This window comes from Nonomuraea sp. NPDC050478 (assembly GCF_044458265.1).
Classification (GTDB): Bacteria; Actinomycetota; Actinomycetes; order Streptosporangiales; family Streptosporangiaceae; genus Nonomuraea; species Nonomuraea ferruginea.
Map to the genome: position 1 here is coordinate 127,381 of NZ_JBITHT010000009.1, position 24,095 is coordinate 151,475.

Consider the following 24,095-nt stretch of genomic DNA (forward strand, 5'->3'; position numbering starts at 1 on the left):
GGGGCTCTCCATACATGTGGGGCCCTCGCGAGTACGGAGCCCTCGCGTATGTGGGGCCGTCTCGCGAACGCGGACTGTTTTCGCGCACGCGGTACCACCGTCTCGCCTGTACGACCCAACTCGCGCGTACAAGGCCATTTCCCCGACTCGTGGACCCCATTCGCGCGTATGCGGGGCCGTCTCGCGAACTCCCGCCTGTTCAGGCGCACGCGGTACCACGGTTCTCTCCTGTAAGAGCGACTCCCTCGTACGAGGCCGTTCACGGGCTCGTGGGCCTGTCCGGCGCGTACCCGCCAACTCCCGTATCCGCCGCTCCGCATGTACGAGCCGACTCGCAAGCACGTAGGGCTCGCGGCACGGGGACTCTGGGGTGTCTGCGGTTGGCTGCGCGTGGGACTCACGGGTGCCTGCGGACTGACAGATACGGCGGTGCCACAGGCATGGACCGTCTCGCGTGTGCGTGGCGTCTCACGTGTGGCGGGTCGTCTCGCGGTGGCGGCCGTTTCATGGCGCTGGTCGGTAGGGGGGTGCGGGTTGTCTTCACATGTGCGGGTGTTTCGCGTGCGGGTGCGGTTTGGGGTGTGTGGGTCAGCCGTGGGTGGTCCAGTGGATGGCGCGGCGGAGGATTTCCCGGTGTTCGGGGACCTCGTACGACGGCGGGTGGTGGCCGAGGGCGTCGTAGACGATGCGGCCGCCGGCGTGTTCGCGGGCCCACAGCAGGGGGTGACGGCTGTGGGTGTCCGGGCCGGTGGGCTGGGCGGCGGTCAGGAGCGGGACGGTCCCGGGCGTCCGTTCCAGGTCCCCGTAGACCTCGTCGACGACCGTGAACGGGTCAAGGCCGTCGACCAGTTCGTGCCCGTACTCCGGCCGCACCTCGACCGCGGGGCCGATGGGCGGGTGGTGCGAGCGGCCCCACACCCAGGCGGCGCCGAGCGCCCGCCCCCACTCCGGCCAGTCGTCGAAGCAGATGCTCGCCGTGTGCATGCCGAGCACGCCGCCGCCCGCTTCTAGATGGGCCGCCAGCCTGGCCCTGGCGCTCTGGGACGGGCTCACGCCCTCCGTTCCGGCCAGTTCCCGATAGCGGTCGGGGGTGCCTGGCCCGGTCATCGTCCAGCGCAGCGCGTTCACCACCAGCAGCCCTGCACCGGGCAGGGCCCGCAGGGCGGCGTCGACGTCGGTATGGACCTCCGCCCGGATCCCTTGCCCCGACAGGAGCTCCACCAGGCAGGCGGTGGTGGCGGGGAAGTCGTGAGTGAGCCCTCCGGACAGCACAACGGCACGCATGGGGTGTCCCCTTCGCAGTTAGGTGTCAGATCAGCCTGGGTGCCCTATCGACAGCCACCGGGGCAGGCTGGGTATCCGCACGAAGCCTCCGTCTCCGCACGGAAGCTCTGTCTCCGCACGAGAGCTCTGTCTCCGCACAAAAGCTCTGTCTCCGTACGGAAGCTCCGTCGCCGTACGTTCCGTCTCCATAGGAAAGCTTCGTCTCCGTACGGAAGCTCCGTCGCCGTACGAAACGCTGCACGAAGAGGCTGTGGAGGGCATGGGGTCGTCAGGTGGCTGTCCAGGCGCCGTCGACCGGGATCACCGCGCCCGTGAGGTACGACGCTCCGCCGGAGAGCAGGAACGCCACGGTCGCCGCGACCTCTTCCGGCTCGCCCACGCGCGCCATCGGGACGCGGTTCATCAGCCACGCCGCCTGCTCGGGTGCGCCGAGCCGGTCCGCTGTCATGGGGGTACGGATGACGCCGGGCGCGATGGCGTTGACCCGGATCCTGGCGGGGGCCAGCTCGGCCGCCGCCGCGCGGACCAGCCCGGCGACCCCGGCCTTGGCGGCCACGTAGTGCGGCTGTCCGGCGACGGCGTGGGTGCCGGTCACCGAGCTGATGGTGACGACGGCGCCGCCGACGCCGGCCGCCAGCCAGCGCCGGGCGCAGCCCTGGATGCCCAGGAATGTCCCGGTGACGTGCACGGAGAGCATGCGTTCGAACTCGGCGACGTCGAGCTCGGTGATCGCGCCGCGGCTGCGGTGGCCGGCGCAGTTCACCAGGGCGTCGAGCGGCCAGGCCGCGTCGAGCACGCGCTCCCAGGACTCCCGGTCGGCCACGTCGAGCTCGTGCCGCCCCTGCCCGGGGCGCAGGTCGGCGACCTCGACCTCCCAGCCCTGGGCGGCGAGGAGCTGCGCGCACGCGAGGCCGATGCCGGAGGCGCCACCGGTGACGAGGACGCGGCAGGATGCGCTGGCCGAATCTCCCACTTGGCCGAGGGTCCTCGATGGACTTCCCACGTGGCCAGGCGCCGTCATCGGACCTCCAGCAGACTTCCCTCGCGGCCGGGCGCCGTTAGCGGACTTCCCTCGCGGCCGAACGCCATCAACGGACCTCCCACACGGCCGAACGCCGTCATCGGACCTCCAGCAGGTCAGGGCGGCGCAGGAGTCTGGCGGCGTTGGCGGCCAGGACCGCGGGGTCGAGCCCCGGCCCCTCGTGGGCGCCGGAGTCCCAGCCTGCGAAGTTGGTGCCGAACACCAGCCGCTCGGTCCCCGCGTGCTCGGCGAGCAGGTGAAGCGACAGGTCGTCGTGCACGTGGGTGTCGAACCACAGACGGCGGTAGTAGTGCTCGAACCCGTTCTCCCGCAGCTTCGCGCCGGCCCACGGGCGCTTCTCCACGGCGCGGGCGAACCGACCGGCGACGAACGCCGCGGCGCCGCCGCCGTGCGAGACGCACACGTCCAGGCCGGGGTGCCGGTCGAGCACGCCGCCGAAGACCAGCGCGGCCACGGCCAGCGTCTCGTCGCGGGCGAACCCGAAGAGCAGGTCGAGGTCGAAGCGGCGCAGCCGGGGGTCCTGCGGCGGCCCGTCCGGGCCGAGCGGCGACGGGTGCACGAACAGCGGCACGTCCAGGTCGGCGAGCGCCTCGTAGAGCGGGTCGAGTCCGGGGTCGTCGAGGGTGCGCCCGGCGGGGTCGGTGCCGATGTACACGGCCGCCATCCCCAGCTCGCGCACGGCGCGCCGGGCCTCGGCGATCGACGCGGGGACGTCCTGCACCGGCAGCTGGGCGGCGCCGAGCAGGCGCGCCGGGTGCTTGCCCACCGTCTCGGCCAGCGCGTCGTTGTGGGTGCGCGCGTAGGCCACCGCCGCGCCGGGGTCCAGCCGGTCGAAGTAGGTCAGCGGGTTGGGCGACAGCAGCTGCACGTCGACGCCGGCCTCGTCCATGGCGGCGATGCGGACGTCCACGTCCATGAAGGGGCTTCCGGCGTAGCGCACGCCGTTCAGCACGTACCCGCCGACGCGGTAGAAGGGCGTGCCGTCGGGCGAGACGCCCAGCTCGGGCCCCGCCGCGCCGGCCGCCCCGAGGCTGACCTCCAGTACGGCGTGCGCGTGCACGTCGATCACCGGGGAACGCCGGGAAGGAAGCTCGGGGTGGTCAGACACGGGCCAGCTTCTCCAGTTGATCCTCGGTCAGGGCCAGCCCGCGGGTGAGGGGGCAGGAGGCGAGGAACCTCACCTGGTCGGTGGAGCGCATGCGGCGCTCGGGGATCGGGGTGGTGAGGTCGATCCGGCGCCCGCCCTTGATCACCTCGGCGATCCGGGTGCGGTCCTGGAGGATCGTGACGTCCTTCAGCGGGTCGCCGTCGACGATGAGGACGTCGGCGAGCCGGCCGGTCTCCAGGGTGCCGACCTCGCCTTCCATGCGCAGCGCGAAGGCGCCGTTGCGGGTGGCGGCGACGATCGCCTCCATCGGCGTCATGCCCATGTACTGGACGAACATCTCCAGCTCGCGGGCGTGCCACTCGCCGACGGGGGTGACGGCGAAGCCGGTCTCCGAGCCGGTGAGGAACGGCACGCCGGCGGCGTGCGCCTTGGCCATCTGCGCGGCGGTGACCTCGATCTCGGCGCGGAACACGTCGAGCAGCTCGGGCGCGCTGCCGATCTTCTGGCCGTAGTCGGCGAGGTTGCCGAGGAGCGTGAACGTCGGGCACAGCGCGCTGCCGGACTCGACGACGGCTTCGAGCGCCTCGTCGTCCATGTAGGAGGCGTGGTAGATCAGGTCGACGCCCGCCCTCGCGGCGTCGCGGGTGCTCTCGGAGTTGCGGCAGTGGGCGACGACCTTGGTGTTGAGCTCGTGCGCGGCGTCGCAGACGGTACGGAGCTCGTCGAAGCTCCAGACCTTGACCTCGGGGCCCTTCATGGACGGGATCAGGCCGGTGACCATGATCTTGATCCAGTCGACCCCGTACTTGATCTGGCGTCGTACCTCTTTGACCATCATGTCGCGGTTGTGGACGACGGTCGCGTAGCCGGTGGTGCCCTCGTCGCGGATCATCCGGCCGGCGGTGCCGCCGAGCATGGTCATCAGGGCCTGTCCCCCGGCGCGCATGCGGGGACCTTCCACGATGCCGGTGTCGATGGCGTCCCGCAGCTCGACGCCGATGGACCACAGGCAGTCGGCGTCGAGCACGCCGGTCACCCCGGCGCGGAGCACCTTGCGGGCGTGGTAGGCCGACAGCATCGAGCTGTAGCCCTGCGTGCGGTGGTTGAGCAGCTCGTCGTTGCCGGTCGGTTCGCCGAAGCTGAGGTGGGTGTGGGCGTCGATCAGGCCGGGCATGACCGTGCGCCCGCTCGCGTCGATCCGCTCGTCCACGCCGCCCGACTCGGCCTGGGCCAGCGCCTCGGCGCCCAGGGCGGCGATCCGGTCGCCGCGCACCAGCACCGCCTCGTCGGCTCGCGGCGCGGCGCCGGTGCCGTCGATGACGGCGCCTCCGGTGATCAAGATGCTGTCGGCCATCGGCTCTCCTCGGACCTCGTTATGCGTCAGAAGGTTAACTACTATGAAGCGTCCTGGCTAGACTGGCCTGGCGGTGATCGGAATTCGTCCCGGAGCCCGAGGTGATGCGACGATGGCAACGTGTCTCAGCAGAGAGTGATCGAAGAGCTCCAGCGCCTCGGCATGTCCGGTTACGAGGCCAAGGCCTACGTCGCGCTCGTGGCGGCCGGCGCCCCGCTCAACGGCTACGAGGTGGCCAAACGATCGGGAGTGCCGCGCAGCACGGTCTACGAGACGCTGGGCAAGCTCGTGGGCCGGGGAGCCGCCTACGAGGTGCGGCTCGGCGACGCGGGCGTGGGCTACATCTCGCTGCCCCCGATGTCGCTGCTCGACCGGATGCGGCGCGAGTTCGACCAGTCGATCAGCACGCTGCGCGAGTCGCTGCCCGAGGTGGCCTCGCCCACCCAGGTCCGGCTGATCCACAACCTGACCGACCGGTCGTCGCTGATCACCCGGGCCGAGGACGTGGTCTCGGCGGCGCGCAGAGACCTGTTCCTGTCCGGCTGGCCGGCGGAGCTGGAGCCGCTCAAGCCGCTGGCCCGCAGGGCCGAGTCCGACGGCGTCGACGTCTCCACGGTCGTCTTCGGCGACGACCCCGACCCGGTGGGCCACACCACCCAGCACCGCTTCTCCAGCCCCAAGGTGGCGCTTGAGAACCTGGGCTGCCGGCTGCTGGTCGTGGTGGCCGACCGCGAGCAGGCGGTCATCGGCGGCGTGATCAACGACGACGCCTGGGGCGTCTACACCGACGACCCGGCGGTGGTCCTGGTCGCGGTCGAGTACGTGCGCCACGACATCGCCATGCACCTCATCGTGGAGAAGTTCGCAGCCGAGGACTTCGAGACCTTCTGGAAGTCCGATCCGGCGCTGCTGCGGCTGCGCGCCGACCACGGCGCCCCCGCCACGCTGCTCAGAAGGGGCGCCGGCGCGCCCCCGCCCGCCCCCGGCCGCCGGCGCGGGAACGACACGTCCCGCTGATCCGCTGACGCGGGGGCGTCCGGCGGACGGACCCCCGGACCCGCCGGACGGCCCCGCCCGCCGATCCGGCCGCATCAGGATCGCGACGGCGTCCATCTGACGATGGGCGCCGTTTCCGCGTGCCCGCAGGCCGGGCCGCCTGATCGCGCTCCGGTCGCTCCGGTCTCGCCGCGTCGTTGCCAAATCGGGACTGTCGCGTCTTCCCATTGGACGTTAGCATCCTGACGACTAGCGGCTGGAGGCGTAACCGTGTGGCAACAGATCATCAGCGGCTTGCAGGCGGGGAGCTGGTACTCCCTCATGGCACTGGCCATCGTCCTCGTGCTGAAGGCGACCGACGTACCCAACTTCGCCATGGCTGAGCTGGGATTGTTTCCGGCTTTCTGCACCTGGGCGCTCATCGACGGCGCGCACCTGTCATGGTGGCTCGCGGTACCGATCGGGTTGCTCATCGGCGTCGCGCTGTCCGTAGTGGTGGAACGAACGGCTATCCGTCCGATCCTGGCGGAGAACCACTTCGCCACGGTCCTGATGACGATCGCGGTCTTCGTCGTGATCAACGCGGTCGTCCAGCTCGTGTGGGGATCCGAGCCCCGCAAGATCGACTCCCCGTTCGCGGGCTCGTTCACCGTGGCCGGGCAGGTCGTGGCGTACGAGCAGCTGCTCAGCATCGCGGCCGGGCTGGCGGTGATGGCCGGGCTCATCCTCTTCTTCCGCACGCCGCTCGGCGTGCGGATGCAGGCGATCGCGGAGGACCGCGTGACGCCGAGGCTGCTCGGCGTCTCGGTCACGACGGTGTTCCGCACCTCGTGGGCCCTGGCGGGGGCGATCGCCACGATCGCGCTGCTGCTGCAGGGGCAGGCTTCGCTGCTCACCGACCAGAATGGCTCCGGGCTGCTCATCAAGGGCTTCGTCGCGGCGACGCTCGGCGGGTTCTCCAGCATCACCGGGGCGTTCGTCGGCGGGCTCGCGCTCGGCGTCGCGGAGAACCTGGCGGGCGCGTACATCTCGACGTCGAGCAAGACCGCGATCGCGCTGCTGGCCATCGTCGTGGTGCTGTCGATCAAGCCGCAGGGGCTGTTCGGCCGCCACCAGGTCCGGGAGGTCTGATGACACCGCTCGCGCTGCTCTCCGGCTCGCCCCGGCGGGTCGCCGGCGTGGCCGGCGCCGTGGCGGCGGCGCTCGTCCTGCTCGCGCTGCCCGGCCTGGTCAACCCGTACCTGCTGTTCCAGGCGTGCCTGGTCATGGTGACGGCGACGGCCGGGCTGGGGCTGGTCCTGATCATGGGATGGTCGGGGCAGATCGCGCTGTCCCAGGCCGGTTTCCTCGGCGTCGGGGCGTACGCGACCACGTACCTGGTCGCGCAGGGCTGGGCCTGGCCGCTCGCGGCGGTCACCGCGGGCCTGGTCGCCGCGCTGTTCGGGGTGCTGATCGGGCTGCCGGCCACCCGGCTGCGCGGCTTCTACCTGGCGATCGCCACGCTCGCGTTCGCCGAGCTGATGATCCGCGTGTTCGTGGAGGCCACGCCGGTCACCGGCGGCATCGCCGGCACCGCCGTGCAGGCCGTGGTGCTGCCCGGGATCGACGTCGACGGCAGCCGCTGGTACCTGTGCCTCGCCGTGGCGGCCGTCACCACCGCCGTCGTCATGCGCATCGGCCGTGTCGGGCTCGGCAGGCGCCTGCGGGTCGTGCGGGACGCGGAGATCGCCGCGCCGTCGCTGGGGGTGAGCCCGATGCGGACGAAGCTGCTGGCCTTCGCGCTGTCGGCGTTCATCGGGGGCGTCGCCGGGGCGCTGTACGCGCAGTGCCTGTCGTACCTGACGCCGGAGATCTTCGACATGGGGCTGCTCATCGAGTTCCTGGTCGTCGCGTTCCTCGGCGGCGTGGGTTACGTCGCCGGGCCGTTCCTCGGCGCGGTCGTCGTGGTGGTGCTGCGTGACCTGCTGCAGGACCTGGGGAGCTGGCAGCGACTGGTGTACGGGCTGATCCTCGCGCTGGCGATCGCGTTCCTGCCGCGCGGGCTGGCCTCGCTGCCCGCCCGACTGCGGGCCAGGCGCCCGGCCCCGCCTGCGCCCGAACCGCCGCCCGTGTCCGGGCAGGCCGACCTGACGGGAGCCGCCCGATGAACGCGCTCGAACTGTCCGGGATCGCCGTGCGCTTCGGCGGCAACGAGGTGCTGAAGGGCGTCGACCTCGCCGTCGGCCCGGGGTTCACCGGGCTGATCGGCCCGAACGGCGCGGGCAAGACGACGGTGTTCAACGTGGTGACCGGCTATGTGCGGCCGGTCGCGGGGTCGGTCCGGATCGCGGGCGAGCCCGTACGCGCCGGCCGCCCGGCCGTCGTGGCCCGCAGGGGCGTGCGCCGGACGTTCCAGACTCCCCGGCTGGTGGCCGAGCTGTCGGTCGAGGCGAACGTGCTGGCCGGGCTGGACGCCGGGCTGCCCCCGGGCGGCGGGCTGGCCGACTTCCTCGGGGTCTCGCGCGGGGCCCGCGCCGCCAGGGAGCGGGCGCGCGAACTGCTCGACGCCTTCGGGCTGGCCGCACGCGCCGCCGAGCCCGCCGGCAACCTGCCGCTGGGCAGCCAGAAGATCGTCGAGGTCGTCCGCGCGCTGGCTCCGCGGCCGCGCATCGTGCTGCTGGACGAGCCCGCCGCCGGACTGTCGGCGGCCGACGTCGACCGGATGGTGGCGCCGCTGGCCGAGATCGGCGAGCGGGACGAGCTGTCGATCCTGATCATCGAGCACGACCTGGAGCTCGTCTCGCGGCTGTGCCCGCGGGTCGCGGCGCTGCACTTCGGGCGCATCCTGGCGGACGGCACTCCGGCCGAGGTCGTCGCCCATCCCGATGTCGTCAAGGCCTACCTGGGAGCCGGCGTTGCTACTGTCGATTCGTGAGCTGACCTCCGGCTACGGCCGGGTCCCGGTGCTGCGCGGGGTCGACCTCGACGTGGCGGAGGGCGAGATCGTCGCGCTGCTCGGGGTCAACGGCGCGGGCAAGACCACGACGCTGCGCGCCGTCTCCGGCGTGCTGCCCACCTGGTCGGGCTCGGTGAGCTTCGACGGCGCCACGCTCGGCGGGCGGCCGCCGGAGGCCAGGGCCAGGCTCGGCCTCGGCCACGTCCCCGAGGGCCGCGGCATCCTCTCGTCCCTCACCGTGCGGCAGAACCTGCGCCTGGGCGCCACCGCCCGCGGGCGCGGCGCCCGGGACGTCGCCCAGGACGAGGAGCGGCTGCTGGAGGTGTTCGACGCGCTCCGCGACAAGCTGGCCGCGCCCGCCGGTTCGCTGTCCGGCGGCCAGCAGCAGATGCTGGCCGTCGCCAGGGCACTGCTCGGCCGGCCGCGCCTGGTGATGGTGGACGAGATGTCCTTCGGCCTCGCGCCGATCCTGGTCACCCAGCTGCTCGGGCTGGTCGCCCGGTTGCGGGCGGAGTCGGGCACCGCGTTCCTGCTCGTCGAGCAGAACTCGGCCGTGCTCGACATCGCGGACCGCGCGTACGTGCTCGCCGGCGGAGCCGTGCACACCTCGGGCCCCGCCCACGAGCTCGCGGACTCGGAGAACCTCGTCCGCGCCTACCTCGGCTGAACCACTAGCACCATTCTGACTGGAGGGTCCCATGAGGCCACGACGGTTCCCGCTCACCGCCCTGCCCGTCCTGCTGACCGCACTCGCCGTCGCGGGCTGCTCGTCCCAGGCGGCCGCGCCGTCGGACGCGGGCGGGACGGTGCAGGGTGTCACGGACGACACCATCACCATCGGCACCACCCTGCCGCTCTCCGGCGGCGCCGCCACCTCGGGGAAGGGCTTCGAAGCCGGGCTGAACGCGGCGGTCAAGGAGATCAACGACAAGGGCGGCGTCCTGGGGCGTCAGGTGAAGCTCGTCGTGCTCGACGACGGGTTCGAGGCGGCGCGCAGCGTCGCCAACATCCGCCGCCTGGGCGACCAGGAGAAGGTGTACGCGGTCGTCTCCCCCGCCGGGTCGGCCAACATCCCGGGCAGCTACCCCTACCTGGCGCAGAAGGGGATGCCGCTGTTCGCGCCGGTGCTGCCGCCCGACCCGGAGCAGGACTCGGTGTTCCTGCTCGGCACCAGCCAGCGTGACCAGGCCAGGGTGATCGTGGACTTCCTGGCGGGCAAGGACGTCAAGAAGGTCGCCGTCATCGGGCAGGACAACGAGCTCGGACACGCGATCCGGGACGGGGTCAAGGAGGAGGCCGCGGCCATGGGGGTCGAGGTCGTCGCGAACGAGACGACCGAGCCCAACTCGACCGAGGTGAGCTCCGCCGTACTGAAGGTGCGGGAGGCGAAGCCGGACGCCATCGTGCTCGGGACGGACAACACGCAGTCGGCGCTGATCATGAAGGCGGTCGGCGAGCTGGGCTGGAAGCCCACGATCATGGGCACCTCCTCGACCGTGACCACGGGCAGCGCGGGCACGGTGGGACCGGCGGGGCCCGCGGCGAAGGGCATCTACGGCACGTTCATCTCCGAGCTGCCGACGTCGGACGCCCCGGAGGCCGCGGCGTGGCGGACCGCCCAGCAGGCCGTCGCCCCGGACCAGGCCGGCAGCGCCTACGCCCTGCAGGCGTACGCCAACACGAAGATCTTCTTCGAGATCGTGAACCGGATGGGCGACGACCTGAGCTGGGCGAGCTTCCAGAAGACCGCCGAGTCGCTCAAGGAGCACGCGTCCGGCATCTACCCGCCGATCACCTTCGGCCCGGCCGCCGGCGGCGGGCACGTCGGGACGACCGGCGCGAAGGTCGCGGAGTGGGACGGCTCCGCGTGGAAGCTCGTCAGCGAGGACTGGCTGGAGCCCGGCAAGTCCGCGTCCTGACACGACCCGAAGGGCGCGTGGTGTCCCACCACGCGCCCTTCGCCGGTAAAGGCCAGGACCGCGCCGCGCACAGGCCCGTCCGTGTCGTCAGGCGTTGGTGACGCCGAGGCCGAGGCCGCCGTCGATGGTGAGCACGCCGCCGGTCGCCCACTCGGCCGTGATCAGGTACTCGACGGCCTCGGCGACCTCGGCCGCGGTGCCCGCCCGGCCGAGCGCGTGGGCGGGGCCGAGCGAGCGCATGCGCTCGGCGGCGGTGGCGTCGTCCATGAGCCCGGCCCGCTGGTTGATCTCGGTCAGCACGCCGCCGGGCCGCACGCAGCCGACCCGCACGCCCTGAGGTCCCAGCTCCGCGGCCAGCACCCCGGTCAGCGTCTCCAGCGCGCCCTTCGTGGCGGCGTACGGGGACGCGCCGGGAAAGGCGCGCTGGGTGTGCACGGAACCGAAGAAGACCACGGCGCCGGAGCGCTCCCGCAGGTGCGGCAGGGCGAGCGCGGTCAGCATCATCGGGCCGATCGTGTTGGAGGCGAACACGTCGTGCAACGCCTGCTCGTCGAGGTCTTCGAGCGCGCCTCGGTACATGTTGCCCGCGGCGTGCACCACGGCTTCCAGCCCGCCGCCGTGCTCGACCGCCCGCGCGACCATGCGCTCGCGGTCGGCGGCCACGGTGACGTCGGCGACGACGCCGCACGCGCCGGAGCCCGCCTGCCTGGCGACCGCCTCGACCCTGTCCGCGCGCCGGCCCGCGAGTGTCACCTTGGCACCGGCCTTGACCAGGCGGTGGACCACCGCCTCACCGATCCCAGAACCGCCCCCGGTGACGAGCACCGGCATCCCTTCGAGCGAACGCCCCACGGAAGCCTCCCGACCTCACTGTCTTTGGACGGGATGCTAACGACGACTACACCGCTCCAGGAAGCCGTATCCGCTGACTTTTTAGCCGTTAATGGGTTAGCGACTAGCCAAGTGTCCAGTGGGCCCGCCAGCCGACCGGCCTCTTCTGTGCCAGTGGCCCAGACCCTCTTGAGCCCGCCGCGCCCGCCTGGCTGAATCTCGCCCAGCCACCCATGGAAGGGGGACGGACCGGATGCGGCTGGAAGATCGCTACGAGGCGACCACTGGACGGGTCCAGCTGACCGGCGTGCAGGCGCTGGCCCGGCTGCCCATCGACCAGCACCGCCGGGACCTGGCTCGCGGCCGCCGGGTCGCCACCTTCGTCTCCGGCTACGAGGGCTCGCCGCTCGGCGGCTACGACCTGGAGCTGCACCGCCAGCGCCGCCTCCTCGACGCCAACGACGTCGTCTTCCGGCCAGGGTTGAACGAGGAGAGCGCGGCGACCGCGGTGCAGGGCAGCCAGCTGGCCAACACCCTCGACGGCGCCCGTTACGACGGCGTGCTCGGCATCTGGTACGGCAAGGCCCCCGGGCTGGACCGGGCCACGGACGCCCTGCGGCACGGGAACCTGATGGGCGCCCACCCGGACGGCGGCGCGATCGTGCTGGTGGGCGACGACCCGGCCGCCAAGTCCTCCAGCGTCCCCTGCTCGTCGGAAGCGGCGCTGGCCGATCTGGCCATGCCGTTCCTGTATCCGGCCGACTCCCAGGACGTGCTGGACCTGGGAGCGCACGCCGTGGAGCTGTCCCGGGCCACCGGGCTGTGGGTGGGACTGAAGATCGTCACCGCCGTGGCCGACGGCTCCTCGACGGTCTTCCTCGACGACGAGCGGCCCGAGCCGGTGCTCCCGCCGGGCGCCGGGCGCCACCGGCCCACCGCGCGGCTGTTGCAGCCCACGCTGGGGCCGCTCGAACGCGACCTGGTGACCAACCGGCTGCGGCTGGCCGTCGAGTACTCCCGGCTCAACCGCCTGAACCGCGTCGTGGGGGCGGCGCCGGGCGACCGGGTCGGCGTGATCGCCGCGGGCCGCACCTTCCTGGACGTGGTCGAGTCGCTGCGCCGGCTCGGCGTCGACGAGCCGGGCCTGCGCGCGAGCGGGCTCCGGCTGCTCCGGGTGGGCATGCCGTTCCCGCTGGAGCCGGAGACCGTCAGGGAGTTCGCGGACGGGCTGGCCGAGATCGTGGTCGTCGAGGAGAAGCGGTCCTTCCTGGAGACGGCCGTCCGCGACATCCTCTACGGCGGCCCGGCCGTCCCGCTGGTCACCGGGAAGCGTGATCAGGACGGCGACGAGCTGGTTCCCGCGTACGGGGAGCTGGACGTGGACGCGATCGTCCCCCGGCTGCGCCGGCGGCTGCTCGCCAACGGCATCCCGGTGACGCCGGGACCGCGCCCCGACCCCCGCCGTCCGCTGCCGCTCCTGCGGCGGGCGCCGTACTTCTGCTCGGGCTGCCCGCACAACACCTCCACCAAGACGCTCGAAGGCAGCCTGGTCGGCGGCGGCATCGGCTGCCACGCCATGGTGGTGCTCATGGACGAGGCCCAGGTCGGCTCCGTCACCGGGCTCTCCCAGATGGGCGGGGAGGGCCTGCAATGGGTGGGGATGGCGCCCTTCGTCGAGCGTGACCACTACGTACAGAACCTGGGGGACGGCACCTTCGACCACTCCGGCTCCCTGGCGATCCGGGCGGCGGTGGCGGCGGGCGTCGACATCACGTACAAGCTGCTCTACAACTCCGCCGTGGCCATGACCGGGGGGCAGCGGACGGTCGGCGGGATGGACGCGGCGCGGATCGTCGGCGTGCTGCTGGCCGAGGGCGTCTCGAAGATCATCGTCACCACCGAGGACCGCCGCAGGTACCGCCGGATCCGGCTGCCGCGCGGCGTCGAGGTCTGGGACCGGTCGCGCGTCGAGGAGGCGCAGCGGGTCCTGGCCGGCACCCCGGGCGTCACCGTGCTCCTGCACGACCAGGAGTGCGCGACCGAGACCCGCCGCAAGCGCAAGCGGGGCCTGCTCCCGCGACCGGCGACGCGGGTCTTCATCAACGAGCGGGTCTGCGAGGGCTGCGGCGACTGCGGCCGCAAGTCCAACTGCCTGTCGGTGCAGCCGGTCCCGACGGAGTACGGCCGCAAGACGCGCATCCACCAGGCATCGTGCAATCTCGACACCCGTTGCCTGGACGGCGACTGCCCCGCCTTCATGACGGTCTCCGCCGCCCCGGTGACCCGCGAGGGCGGTGCGATCGAGGCGGACCTGCCGGAGCCGGAGTCCGTGGTGGGCGGTGACGCCTTCGGCGTCCGGGTGCTCGGCATCGGCGGGACCGGCGTCGTCACCGTCTCCCAGATCCTCGCCACCGCCGGGCTGATCGCCGGATGGAACGCGCGGTCGCTCGACCAGACGGGGCTCGCGCAGAAGGGCGGGGCGGTGGTGTCGGACGTGAAGTTCTCCCGCGACCGCAGGCTGACCTCCAACCGGCTCGCCGGGGGCGAGTGCGATCTCTACCTCGGTTGCGACCTCCTGGTCGCCGCCGACCCCGGGAACCTGACGGTCGCCTCGCCCGAGCGGACCGTCGCGGTGCTGTCCACCTCCGAGGTGCCCACCGGCCGGATGGTCGCCGACCCGGCGGTGGGTTTCCCCGAGCCGGGCGAGGTCACCGGCCCGATACTCGACCGGGTCCGCCCCGGCCTGGCCCGGCTGCTCGACGCCCGCGTGCTGGCCTCCGACCTGTTCGGGGACGACCAGACGGCCAACATGCTGCTGGTGGGCGTCGCCTTCCAGCAGGGCGCGATCCCGCTGCCGGCCGAGGCGATCGAGGAGGCCGTCCGGCTCAACGGCGTCGCGGTGGAGGTCAACCTGCGGGCGTTCCGGCACGGCCGCAGGTTCGTCAGCGACCCCGCCGTGCGGGACGTGCCCGGGCCCGCTCCGCAGGAGGACGTGACGGGGATCGTGCAGGCGCCTCCGGGGTCGGAACTGGCCCGGCTGGTGGGGCTCCGGTCCCAGGAGCTGCTGGCCTATCAGGACCTCGGCTACGCCCGCCGCTACACGCGCCTGGTGGAACGGGTGCGCGCCCTGGAGGCGTCGCGGGTGCCCGGTTCGGCCGCCTTCGCCGAGTCGGTCGCGCGCCACCTGTTCAAGCTGATGGCCTACAAGGACGAGTACGAGGTCGCCCGCCTCAGCCTCGGCGACGACGTCCGGTCGGCGCTGGCGGAGCGGTTCGGACCCGGCGCCAAGGCGTCGTGGAAGCTCCACCCTCCGCTGCTGCGGGCGATGGGCGTGCGGCGGAAGCTCACGCTGGGCCCGTGGTTCCGGCCGGCGCTGGTGGCCCTGCGCGGCCTGCGCCGCCTGCGCGGGACCGCCTTCGACCCGTTCGGCCGTACGAGGGTGCGCCGGGTCGAGCGTGAGCTGGTGCGGGAGTACGCCGGCCTGGTGGAGCGCCTCGCCGGCCGCCTCTCCCCGGACAACGTCGCGCTCGCGGTCCAGCTGGCGGAGCTGCCGGACCTGGTGCGCGGGTACGAGGACGTGAAGCTGCGCAACGTCGAGAGATACCACGAGGAGCTGGCGAGACTGCTCGCCCGGTTCGAGAACGGAGTTCAGGAGCTGTGATCAAGCAGGTTCGGCAGCTCGATCGGGTGATCATCCGGTTCGCCGGTGACTCCGGTGACGGCATGCAACTCACCGGTGACCGGTTCACCGCGGGCACCGCCGAGTTCGGCAACGACCTGTCCACGCTGCCCAACTTCCCCGCCGAGATCCGCGCCCCGGCCGGCACCCTGCCCGGCGTGTCCAGCTTCCAGCTGCACTTCGCCGACCACGACATCCTCACCCCCGGCGACGCCCCCAACGTGCTGGTGGCGATGAACCCCGCCGCGCTCAAGGCCAACCTGGCCGATCTGCCGCGCGGCGCGGACATCATCGCCAACACCGACGAGTTCACCAAACGCAACCTGGCCATGGTCGGGTATGCCGCCAGCCCGCTGGAAGACGGGTCGCTGGCCGAATGGCGGGTGCACTCCGTGCCTTTGACGTCGTTGACGGTCAAGGCGCTGGAAGACTTCGACATCAGCAAGAAGGACGCCGAACGCGCCAAGAACATGTTCGCGCTCGGCCTGCTGTCCTGGCTCTACCACCGCCCGACCGAGCAGACCATCAGCTTCCTGGAGACCAAGTTCGCGCGGAAGCCGGAGATCGCCAAGGCCAACATCGCCGCCTTCCAGGCCGGCTGGAACTTCGGCGAGACCACCGAGTCGTTCTCGGTCTCGTATGAGGTGAAGCCGGCCCGGCTGGCGCCGGGCGTGTACCGCAACATCTCCGGCAACCAAGCTTTGGCCTACGGCCTGATCGCCGCCGCCGTCCAAGCCCGGCTGCCCCTGTTCCTGGGGTCGTATCCGATCACTCCGGCCTCGGACATCCTGCACGAGTTGTCCAAGCACAAGCAGTTCGGCATCCGCACCTTCCAGGCCGAGGACGAGATCGCGGGGGTGGGTGCGGCGCTCGGGGCGGCGTTCGGCGGCGCGCTCGGGGTGACCACCACCAGCGGTCCCGGCGTGGCGTTGAAGGCCGAGACGGTCGGCCTGGCGGTCACCACCGAACTGCCGCTGATCGTGGTGGACGTGCAAAGGGCCGGCCCCTCCACCGGGATGCCGACCAAGACCGAGCAGACCGACCTGCTGATGGCGTTGTTCGGCCGCAACGGCGAGTCGCCGGTGCCGGTGATCGCGCCGATGTCGCCCAGCGATTGTTTCGACGCGGCGGTGGAAGCGGCTCGTATCGCGGTGGCCTATCGGACGCCGGTGATGTTGTTGTCGGATGGGTATCTGGCCAACGGGTCGGAGCCGTGGCGGCTGCCGGAAGTTGCCGCGCTGCCGGACATCAGCGTGCCGTTCACCACCGAGCCGAACGGCCAGGACGGCGCGTTCCTGCCGTTCCAGCGGGATCCGGAGACTCTGGCGCGGCCGTGGGCGATCCCCGGCACGCCGGGGTTGGAGCACCGTATCGGCGGTATCGAGAAGGCCGACGGCACGGGCAACATCTCCTACGATCCGGACAATCATGACCGGATGGTGCGGTTGCGCGCGGCCAAGGTGGCCGGCATCGACGTGCCGGATCTCCAGGTCGACGACCCCCACGACCCGCACAACCCCGACGACCCTCACGACCCCGATGTCCCAGGCGGTCCTGGCGGTCCTGGCGGGCCCGGCGGTCCTGGCGGGCCCGGCAGGTCCCGCGCTCACGCCGGGTCTGGCGGGAGGTCTGGTGGTGCGCGGGTGCTGGTGCTCGGGTGGGGTTCCACCTACGGTGCGATCGCCGCTGGGGTGCGGCGGGTGCGGGCGGCGGGCGGGAAGGTGGCCCAGGCGCATCTGCGGCATCTGAACCCGCTGCCGGCCAACATCGGTGACGTCCTGGCGCGCTATGACAAGGTGTTGCTGCCGGAGATCAACCTGGGCCAGCTGGCGTTGCTGCTGCGGGCCCGGTTCCTGGTCGACGTCATCAGCTACAACCGGGTGCGCGGGCTTCCGTTCAAGGCCGAGGAACTGGCCGCAGTGATCCAGGACGTGATCGACCGCGATGGACCGTATGAGCGACCTGTTGATCCGGCAGGTGAACGGCAGTGACTGACATGAACGGGCTCGTCAACGGCAAGGGCCTGTCGCTGGTGCCCAAGACCGACACCAAGCAGACCCTGAAGGACTTCAAGTCCGACCAGGAAGTGCGCTGGTGCCCCGGCTGCGGCGACTACGCCATCCTGGCCGCCGTCCAGAGCTTCCTGCCCGAACTCGGGCTCAAGCGCGAGAACATCGTGTTCGTCTCCGGGATCGGCTGCTCCTCCAGGTTCCCGTACTACCTCAACACCTACGGCGTGCACTCCATCCACGGCCGCGCCCCCGCCATCGCCACCGGGCTGGCGGCCTCCAGGCCGGATCTGAGCGTGTGGGTGATCACCGGTGACGGGGACGCCCTGTCGATCGGCGGCAACCACCTGATCCACGCGCTGCGCCGCAACGTCAACCTCAACATCCTGCTGTTCAACAACCGGATCTACGGGCTGACCAAGGGCCAGTACTCGCCCACCTCCGAGGTCGGCAAGGTCACCAAGTCCACCCCGATGGGATCGCTGGACAAGCCGTTCAACCCGATCTCCCTGGCCCTGGGGGCCGAGGCGTCGTTCGTGGCCCGCACCCTGGACTCGGACCGCAAGCACCTACAGAGCGTGTTGCGGGAGGCGACCGCGCACCGGGGCACGTCCCTGGTGGAGATCTACCAGAACTGCAACATCTTCAACGACAACGCCTTCGAACCGCTCAAGGACCCGGAGCTGCGTGACGACATCACGTTGAAGCTGGAGCACGGCCGGCCGATCGCCTCGGCCTCCAAGGCGGTCATCCGGGCCGCGAACGGCAGCCTGGAGGTCGTCCCCCGCGACAGCGTGGAGGAGGACCGGATCCTGGTGCACGACGCGCACAACCCCGACCCGTCGGTGGCGTTCGCGCTGTCCCGGCTGGACGAGCCCGCGTTCGACCACGTCCCGATCGGGATCTTCCGCAGCGTGGACCGGCCGGCCTACGACACGCTGATGACCAGCCAGCTCGACGAAGCGGTGGCACAGAAGGGCCGGGGCGACCTCACGCGCCTGTTCGACTCCGGCGACACCTGGCGCGTCCCCTGAGCGACCGGCGTACCGGCGCCGCACGCCGGGCGCCGTACCGGCGCCGACGGCGCGCGGGCGCCCACGCTCACGCGGCCAGCCCCGGCAGGTCGGGCCGGACCAGTTCCTGCTCGATCGCCTCCAGCAGCTCCCGAGCGGTCCTGATCTTGCCGGCGGGCGCGGCCCGGTCGTCGACCCGGCCCGCCTCGACCGCCTTGGTGTGGGCGATCCGTTCCGCCATCCGCTTGTCGACCTTGTCCGCGATCTCTGCGCTGCCTCCGGCGGTCGTGAACACCATCCGCAGCTCCGACCTCGACACCCCGTCGAACTCGCCGAACCAGTTGCCGGGCAGCCGCCCGCAGTGCCGGTGCAGCAGCGCCAGCCGGACCAGCCCGTACCGGCGCAGCGTCGGCGTCCGCTCCGCCAGCAGGAGAGTGCGCACGATCAGCGCCTCGATGTCGCGGCGCTGCGTGGCCAGATCGCGGCCGGACCAGCGCACACCGCGCAGGGCCACCCATCGCGCGTCCAGCCAGCCGGACGGCCCCCCGGACCGCCCGGCCCGGCGCGGCGGCTGCGGCCTGGCCGACGAGTTGGCCGCGACGGCGCGCGCCGACTCGTCCCACAGGTCCGCGAAGCGGTCGGCCAGGTCCTGGTCGCGGCCCTTCCACGTGTCCTTGCGCGTGCGGGTGATACGGCCGCGCAGCAGCTCCAGTTCGCGGGTGGACGACAGGCGCAGATAGCGCTCCAGCCGCCGGAACGTCCGGTGGAACCAGCTCGACCCCATCCGCTGCGACCACAGCGACTTCGCCGTCACGCCCAGCACGATCGCGGCCAGCAGGCCGAGGACGCCCCACACCATCACGTGCAGCCGGCGGTCCGCCATGAACAGGTCGTCCACGACCTGCTTGTGTTCGATCTCCATGAAGAAGTCCATAAAGGTGAGGACCGCGAAGGCGCCTATCGTCATGCTCAGCCAGAAGCCCGCCCGTTGCAGCACCTCCAGCTCCCTGAACCGGCGCTCGTCGAAGGCGTGCGCCATCGACTCGAGCAGGTTCTTGTACTGCTCGGTGGCGCGGTCGGCGACGTCCCGCGCCCGCGAGCCGAACCGTTTGAGTTCGGTGAAGTGGCTGGCGTCGGCCAGCGCCTCCCGCAGCCCGCGGCCCGCCCAGCCGAGCGTCTCGGCGAACCGCTCGTCGGCGAGGTGCTCCAGCCGTTCGATCCGGCTCACCCGTTCGTCGACGTGGCTGGCCACGTCGGCGAGGTCCGCCATGCCCTGCAGCAGCATCAGGTGAATCAGCTCCACCGCCCGGTGCGCGCGGTTCAGCCGCCACCAGCGCCGGATCGGCAGGTGGGTGGCCACCCCGTCCCACAGGGCCCCGGCCGTGCGGGCGGCGTGCTGGTAGATCATCGCGTGCTCGCGCCAGACCTGGAGCTGCTCGCGGATGTCGTTGCCGGAGGCGGCCAGCGCCTCCAAGGTCAGAAGCCCCGCCACCGCGGGACGTAATCGCTCCCCCACGACCGTGCCGTTGAGATGCGGCGTGTCGGGCAGCACCACGTAGCATTCGCGTACCGTGCGGTCGTCGCGCCGGGCGGGCTCCACACACACGTCCGCGCTGCTCAGCTCCGTGGCGCCGGCGCCACCGAGCAGCCGGCGCAGCGGGAAGCGCCTGCGCGCCCCACCGGACGTGGCACCTCCGTGCACCACCTCGTACAGGTCACGCGCGTTCTTCAGGCTCGGCCGGTCCCCCGTGCCGTTGTCCTCCAGCGCGATCCAGAACTCCGGGGCCTCGTACTCCCTGATGTCCTGCTTCGCCTTGCGAAAGTGGGCTCTCACGTGGGTGCGGGCCTGCCGCTCGCAGCGCATGAACCATTCGTGCCGCCGGTGGGCGCTCGTCTCCCGCGGTGCGCGGCCCAGCGCCTCGTCGGGGATCCAGTTCGGATCGCCGACCCAGAAGCTGACGCCGATGAACATCATCCGCGAGCTCCAGCGGTTGCGGAACTGGATGTCGAACAGGATCCACGGCTTCCCGCCCTCGCCCTCCCGCTTGAACGGCCCCACTTCGTGGTCGGGGTGGATCAGGACGTGGTACCAGTGGAGGCTGTCGGCCGCGTCCAGGTAACCGGCCTCGATCTCCCGGTACGCCTGGTCGACCTTCTCGTTGCCCCGGTCGAGCTCCCGCAGCGCGGCGTCGCCGGTGCGCCAGGTGACCTGGTCGAGCAGGCCGTCGGGCGACGTCGCCAGCCACACCCCGGGTTCGGCGCCCCCGTTCGACTCGAGCAGCTCCCTGATGATGCGGTCGTCCGCCTCGCCGCCCCCGGGCCCCCACGCCCGCCACTCCCGCCAGTACGTCACCAGATAGACCAGATGTGTGGACGATTCCGACGACCCCACCGAGAACCCCCCTTCACTCCCCCCTCATGTGATGATCGGTGGAGTGAAGGGACTAACGCGACACATCGTCACGATCCGATTACAGGTAGAGCCCGGGGTCGCTCCGGTCGCGGCGTTCCTCGGGGGAACGCGGCTCGGGCTTGGCCAGGACCTGCGGCTCGGTGTCCGGGCCCATCTCGGCGCCGGCGTCGAGGACGGTGATGGCCAGGTCGCCGTTCCTGACGCCGATGTGGGCGTGCTGTTCCGGCTTGAGCGTGCCGTCCAGCAGCAGCCGCGACAGCGTGTTGTCGAGCTTGCGCTGGATGGTGCGGCGCAGCGGCCGGGCTCCGTACTGCGGCTGGTAGCCCTCCTTGGCGAGCCAGTCGACGGCCGCCGGCTCGATCTCCATGACGACCTTCTGCGCGTGCAGCCGCCGCCGGGTCTCCTCCAGCAGCAGGACGGTGATCTGGCGGAGCTGCTCGGCGTCGAGGCCGCGGAAGATGATGATCTCGTCGACGCGGTTGAGGAACTCCGGCCTGAACTGCATCTGCAGCAGCCGCGAGAGCTGGCCGCGCAGCGCCTGCGGGTCCTCGCCGGCGTGCGCCATGATGAGGTCGGCGCCGAGGTTCGACGTCATGATCAGCACGGTGTTCCTGAAGTCCACCGTCCGGCCCTGCCCGTCGGTCAGCCGCCCGTCCTCCAGCACCTGCAGCAGCAGGTTGAACACGTCCGCGTGGGCCTTCTCGATCTCGTCCAGCAGGACCACCGCGTACGGCTTGCGCCGGACCTGCTCGGTGAGCTGGCCCGCCTCCTCGTAGCCCACGTAACCGGGGGGCGCCCCCACGAGCCGTGAGACGGTGTGCCGTTCCTGGAATTCGCTCATGTCCAGCCGGATCATCCGGTCCTGCTCGCCGAACAGCGCTTCGGCCAGGGCCCTGGCCAGCTCGGTCTTGCCCACGCCGGTGGGCCCGAGGAACAGGAAGGAGCCGATCGGCCGGTTGGGATCGCTCAGGCCGGCGCGGGAGCGGCGCACGGCCTCGGCGACCGCCTCCACCGCCTGGTCCTGGCCGATGACGCGCTGGTGCAGGTGTTCCTCCAGGCCCAGGAGCCGGTCCCGCTCCTCCTCGGTGAGCTGGGCGACCGGGATGCCGGTGGCGCGGGAGACCACGGCGGCGATGTCGTCCGGGGTCACCTCGGCGACTCTCCCGCGGCCGTCGCGGGTCTGCTCGATCCTGGACTGGAGATCGGAGATCTCGTCGCGGAGCTCGCGGGCGCGTTCGTAGTCCTCGCGCGTCACCGCCTGCTCCTTCTCCCGCTGCCGGTGGCCGAGCTCCTCCTCCAGCTCGCGGGTGCCGGTCGGGGCGGTGCCGGTGCGCAGGGCCACCCGGGCGCCCGCCTCGTCCATCAGGTCGATCGCCTTGTCGGGCAGGAAACGGCTGGAGATGTAGCGGTCGGACAGGTCGGCCGCCGCCACCAGCGCCTCGTCGGTGAACTTGACCTGGTGGTGGGCCTCGTACCGGTCACGCAGGCCGCGCAGGATCTCGATGGTGTCCGCGACGTCCGGCTCGGGGATCAGGATGGGCTGGAAGCGCCGTTCGAGCGCGGCGTCCTTCTCCACGTGCCTGCGGTACTCGTCCAGCGTGGTGGCGCCGATCACGTGCAGCTCGCCGCGGGCCAGGGCGGGTTTGAGCATGTTGGAGGCGTCGATGGCGCCCTCGGCGCCGCCCGCGCCGACGACGGTGTGCAGCTCGTCGATGAAGATGATGAGCTCCTCGCTGTGCGCGCGGATCTCCTCCATGACCTTGCTCAGGCGTTCCTCGAACTCGCCGCGGAACTTCGTCCCCGCGACCAGGCCGGCCAGATCCAGCTGGACCACGCGCTTGCGCTTGAGCGTCTCGGGCACCTCGCCGTCCGCGATGCGCTGCGCCAGCCCTTCGACGACCGCCGTCTTGCCGACGCCCGGCTCGCCGATCAGCGCGGGGTTGTTCTTGGTCCGCCTCGACAGCACCTCGACCGCCCGGAGGATCTCCTGGTCCCGGCCCACCACCGGGTCGATGCCGCCCTCGCGGGCCTCGCCGGTCAGGTCCCGGCCGTACTGGTCGAGCGTCGGGGTGCTGCTGGGCGGCGCCTGCTGGCCAGTCAGCGTCTCCCCGTTGCCCGCGCCTTCCTGGACGAACGACTGCGGGGTGACGTGCGCCTCCCGGAGCAGCCGCCCCGCCATCGACCGGGGGTTCGCCGACATGGCGAGCAGCAGGTGATGCGGGTCGATGTAGGAGGCGCCGGTGGCGTGCGCCACCTGCCTGGCGTCCAGCAGGGCCCGTTTGGCCGCCGGTGCGAGCGACATCGGGTCCTGCCGGGGCTCACGCTTCTCGACGGCCTGCTCGACCTCACGGGCCAGCGCGGCCGGGTCGGCCCCGGCCCGCTCCAGGAACTGCCGGGCCGTGTCCACCTGGGCGGCCGCCCACAACATGTGCTCGGTGTCCACGTAGTCGGCGCCCCACTCGGCCGCCTTCTCCGTCGCCACGCGCAGGAGGTCGATCGCGTCCTCGCTGAGCAGCCTCCCGATGTCGACGCGGCGGGGCATCGCCGGCTGGCCGTACCCGAAGAACCTGGCCAGGAGATCGTCCATGGGGCCGTAGCCGTAGTTCCAGAAATCACCCGTTGTCATGGTCCCCTCCCCCGAAGGTGACGTCGGTTACGCCCGCCTACCCCCGACGTCAGGAGGTAACCAACACCTCCCACCCAGGCGACCACGACGCTACCGGTTGCGGAACACGGGATCCCGCTTCTCCAGGAAGGCCCGGATCGCCTCGCGGGTGTCCTCGGTGGTCCCGTTGATGTTCTGGGCGGCCGCCTCACGCAGGACGCTGTCGTGGAAGCTTCCCGAGGCGGCGAGGTTGAGCATCTCCTTGGTCTGCGACAGGGCGAGGGGCGCGAGGGCCAGCAGCTCACGGGCCCACTCGTACGCCTGCGCCAGGGCCTCCCCCTCGGGCACGACCTTGTTGAGCAGGCCGAGGGCGTGGACGTCGGCGGCGGGGAGCATCCGGCCGAAGAAGGCGAGTTCCTTGGCTCGGTGGAGCCCCAGCATGTGCGTCAGGAACCAGGTCCCGCCGAAGTCGACGGAGAGCCCGCGCCTGGCGAAGATCTGCGAGAACCTCGCCGTCTCCTCGGCGACCGCCAGGTCGCAGGCGAGCGCCAGGTTGAAGCCGCCGCCCGCCGCGACCCCGGAGACCGCGGCGATCGTGGGCTGCGGCAGGTCGCGGACGGCGAGCAGCGCCGCGTTGACGATCCGCATCGCGCGGCGCGGCGAGTCCGCGGAGTCGCCACCGCGCAGGTCGGAACCGGAGCAGAAGTCGCCGCCCGCGCCGGTGAGCACCACCACGCGGTCGTCCGCCCGGCCCGCGATGTCGCCGAACACCTCGGCGAGCTCGATCCAGCCGGCGCGCGGCACGCTGTTCTTGGTGTCGGGCCGGTCGAGCGTGACGGTGACGATGCCGCTCCCGTCACGCTCCACCAGGACGACAGGGTTGTCGGACACGGATGCCGTTCCTCTC

17 protein-coding genes are annotated in these 24,095 nt (G+C 71.7%); 9 read left to right on the plus strand and 8 right to left on the minus strand.

The genetic code is table 11. From position 1 onward, the window contains the following. Positions 1 to 588: 588 nt before the first annotated feature. From ACIBF7_RS38090 to ACIBF7_RS38105, 4 genes are all read right to left on the minus strand, one after another. Positions 589 to 1,284 (minus strand): ThuA domain-containing protein, encoded by a 696-nt coding sequence (locus ACIBF7_RS38090; RefSeq protein WP_397199292.1) that lies wholly within the window; start codon positions 1,282 to 1,284, stop codon positions 589 to 591. 268 nt (positions 1,285 to 1,552) lie between these two features. Then, the gene (locus tag ACIBF7_RS38095) at positions 1,553 to 2,257 is read right to left on the minus strand and encodes an SDR family NAD(P)-dependent oxidoreductase (protein ID WP_397199293.1); all 705 of its coding nucleotides are present in this window, start codon (positions 2,255 to 2,257) and stop codon (positions 1,553 to 1,555) included. A gap of 145 nt (positions 2,258 to 2,402) precedes the next feature. Then, positions 2,403 to 3,434 (minus strand): amidohydrolase family protein, encoded by a 1,032-nt coding sequence (locus ACIBF7_RS38100; protein WP_271280112.1) that lies wholly within the window; start codon positions 3,432 to 3,434, stop codon positions 2,403 to 2,405. Then, positions 3,427 to 4,788: an amidohydrolase family protein gene (locus ACIBF7_RS38105; RefSeq protein ID WP_397199294.1), complete on the minus strand. Its 1,362-nt coding sequence runs from the start codon at positions 4,786 to 4,788 to the stop codon at positions 3,427 to 3,429. Before ACIBF7_RS38105 ends, ACIBF7_RS38100 begins: the two co-directional genes overlap by 8 nt. A gap of 120 nt (positions 4,789 to 4,908) precedes the next feature. Here ACIBF7_RS38105 and ACIBF7_RS38110 point away from each other — a divergent pair, with 120 nt between their 5' ends. The 6 genes from ACIBF7_RS38110 (at position 4,909) to ACIBF7_RS38135 (ending at position 10,638) form a co-directional block, all read left to right on the plus strand. Further along, on the plus strand, positions 4,909 to 5,805 hold the full coding sequence (locus ACIBF7_RS38110; RefSeq protein WP_261808494.1) for a TrmB family transcriptional regulator: 897 nt from the start codon (positions 4,909 to 4,911) through the stop codon (positions 5,803 to 5,805). Positions 5,806 to 6,054: 249 nt separating this feature from the next. Then, positions 6,055 to 6,915, plus strand: coding sequence for a branched-chain amino acid ABC transporter permease (locus ACIBF7_RS38115; RefSeq protein WP_148031125.1), 861 nt, complete (start codon positions 6,055 to 6,057; stop codon positions 6,913 to 6,915). After that, on the plus strand, positions 6,915 to 7,931 hold the full coding sequence (locus ACIBF7_RS38120; protein WP_148031124.1) for a branched-chain amino acid ABC transporter permease: 1,017 nt from the start codon (positions 6,915 to 6,917) through the stop codon (positions 7,929 to 7,931). Before ACIBF7_RS38115 ends, ACIBF7_RS38120 begins: the two co-directional genes overlap by 1 nt. After that, positions 7,928 to 8,698 carry an ABC transporter ATP-binding protein gene (locus ACIBF7_RS38125; protein WP_271280114.1) on the plus strand — a complete coding sequence of 257 codons (771 nt, stop codon included), beginning with the start codon at positions 7,928 to 7,930 and terminating at the stop codon, positions 8,696 to 8,698. Before ACIBF7_RS38120 ends, ACIBF7_RS38125 begins: the two co-directional genes overlap by 4 nt. Beyond that, positions 8,679 to 9,386 carry an ABC transporter ATP-binding protein gene (locus tag ACIBF7_RS38130; protein ID WP_219549569.1) on the plus strand — a complete coding sequence of 236 codons (708 nt, stop codon included), beginning with the start codon at positions 8,679 to 8,681 and terminating at the stop codon, positions 9,384 to 9,386. The genes ACIBF7_RS38125 and ACIBF7_RS38130 overlap by 20 nt, the downstream gene beginning before the upstream one ends. Positions 9,387 to 9,417: 31 nt before the next feature. After that, positions 9,418 to 10,638 (plus strand): ABC transporter substrate-binding protein, encoded by a 1,221-nt coding sequence (locus ACIBF7_RS38135; protein WP_271280115.1) that lies wholly within the window; start codon positions 9,418 to 9,420, stop codon positions 10,636 to 10,638. A gap of 87 nt (positions 10,639 to 10,725) precedes the next feature. Here the strand turns inward: ACIBF7_RS38135 and ACIBF7_RS38140 are convergent, their stop codons facing one another. After that, the gene (locus tag ACIBF7_RS38140) at positions 10,726 to 11,490 is read right to left on the minus strand and encodes an SDR family NAD(P)-dependent oxidoreductase (protein WP_261808493.1); all 765 of its coding nucleotides are present in this window, start codon (positions 11,488 to 11,490) and stop codon (positions 10,726 to 10,728) included. Positions 11,491 to 11,722: 232 nt separating this feature from the next. On the opposite strand from ACIBF7_RS38140, the gene ACIBF7_RS38145 reads away from it, so the two are divergent. From ACIBF7_RS38145 to ACIBF7_RS38155, 3 genes are read left to right on the plus strand one after another with little or no spacing between them, the layout of a single operon-like run. Beyond that, a complete protein-coding gene (locus ACIBF7_RS38145; protein WP_397199295.1) occupies positions 11,723 to 15,130 on the plus strand; it encodes an indolepyruvate ferredoxin oxidoreductase family protein in 3,408 nt (1,135 codons plus the stop codon). Beyond that, positions 15,127 to 17,139, plus strand: coding sequence for a 2-oxoacid:acceptor oxidoreductase subunit alpha (locus ACIBF7_RS38150; protein ID WP_397199296.1), 2,013 nt, complete (start codon positions 15,127 to 15,129; stop codon positions 17,137 to 17,139). Before ACIBF7_RS38145 ends, ACIBF7_RS38150 begins: the two co-directional genes overlap by 4 nt. 5 nt (positions 17,140 to 17,144) lie before the next feature. Continuing rightward, a complete protein-coding gene (locus ACIBF7_RS38155; protein WP_397199366.1) occupies positions 17,145 to 18,191 on the plus strand; it encodes a 2-oxoacid:ferredoxin oxidoreductase subunit beta in 1,047 nt (348 codons plus the stop codon). Between the two features lie 67 nt (positions 18,192 to 18,258). Here the strand turns inward: ACIBF7_RS38155 and ACIBF7_RS38160 are convergent, their stop codons facing one another. The 3 genes from ACIBF7_RS38160 to ACIBF7_RS38170 form a co-directional block, all read right to left on the minus strand. Then, positions 18,259 to 20,523, minus strand: a complete 2,265-nt coding sequence (locus ACIBF7_RS38160; protein WP_397199297.1) for a hypothetical protein — start codon at positions 20,521 to 20,523, stop codon at positions 18,259 to 18,261. Between the two features lie 118 nt (positions 20,524 to 20,641). After that, on the minus strand, positions 20,642 to 23,209 hold the full coding sequence (locus ACIBF7_RS38165) for an ATP-dependent Clp protease ATP-binding subunit (RefSeq protein WP_364234292.1): 2,568 nt from the start codon (positions 23,207 to 23,209) through the stop codon (positions 20,642 to 20,644). A gap of 90 nt (positions 23,210 to 23,299) precedes the next feature. Next, positions 23,300 to 24,079: an enoyl-CoA hydratase/isomerase family protein gene (locus ACIBF7_RS38170; protein ID WP_271277511.1), complete on the minus strand. Its 780-nt coding sequence runs from the start codon at positions 24,077 to 24,079 to the stop codon at positions 23,300 to 23,302. Between the last annotated feature and the right edge of the window lie 16 nt (positions 24,080 to 24,095).

Coding starts and splice junctions, on each gene's coding strand:
- ACIBF7_RS38090 (WP_397199292.1), bottom strand. CDS start 1,284: ATGCGTGCCGTTGTGCTGTCCGGAGGGCTCACTCACGACTTCCCCGCC.
- ACIBF7_RS38105 (WP_397199294.1), bottom strand. CDS start 4,788: ATGGCCGACAGCATCTTGATCACCGGAGGCGCCGTCATCGACGGCACC.
- ACIBF7_RS38120 (WP_148031124.1), top strand. CDS start 6,915: ATGACACCGCTCGCGCTGCTCTCCGGCTCGCCCCGGCGGGTCGCCGGC.
- ACIBF7_RS38125 (WP_271280114.1), top strand. CDS start 7,928: ATGAACGCGCTCGAACTGTCCGGGATCGCCGTGCGCTTCGGCGGCAAC.
- ACIBF7_RS38135 (WP_271280115.1), top strand. CDS start 9,418: ATGAGGCCACGACGGTTCCCGCTCACCGCCCTGCCCGTCCTGCTGACC.
- ACIBF7_RS38145 (WP_397199295.1), top strand. CDS start 11,723: ATGCGGCTGGAAGATCGCTACGAGGCGACCACTGGACGGGTCCAGCTG.
- ACIBF7_RS38155 (WP_397199366.1), top strand. CDS start 17,145: ATGAACGGGCTCGTCAACGGCAAGGGCCTGTCGCTGGTGCCCAAGACC.
- ACIBF7_RS38165 (WP_364234292.1), bottom strand. CDS start 23,209: ATGACAACGGGTGATTTCTGGAACTACGGCTACGGCCCCATGGACGAT.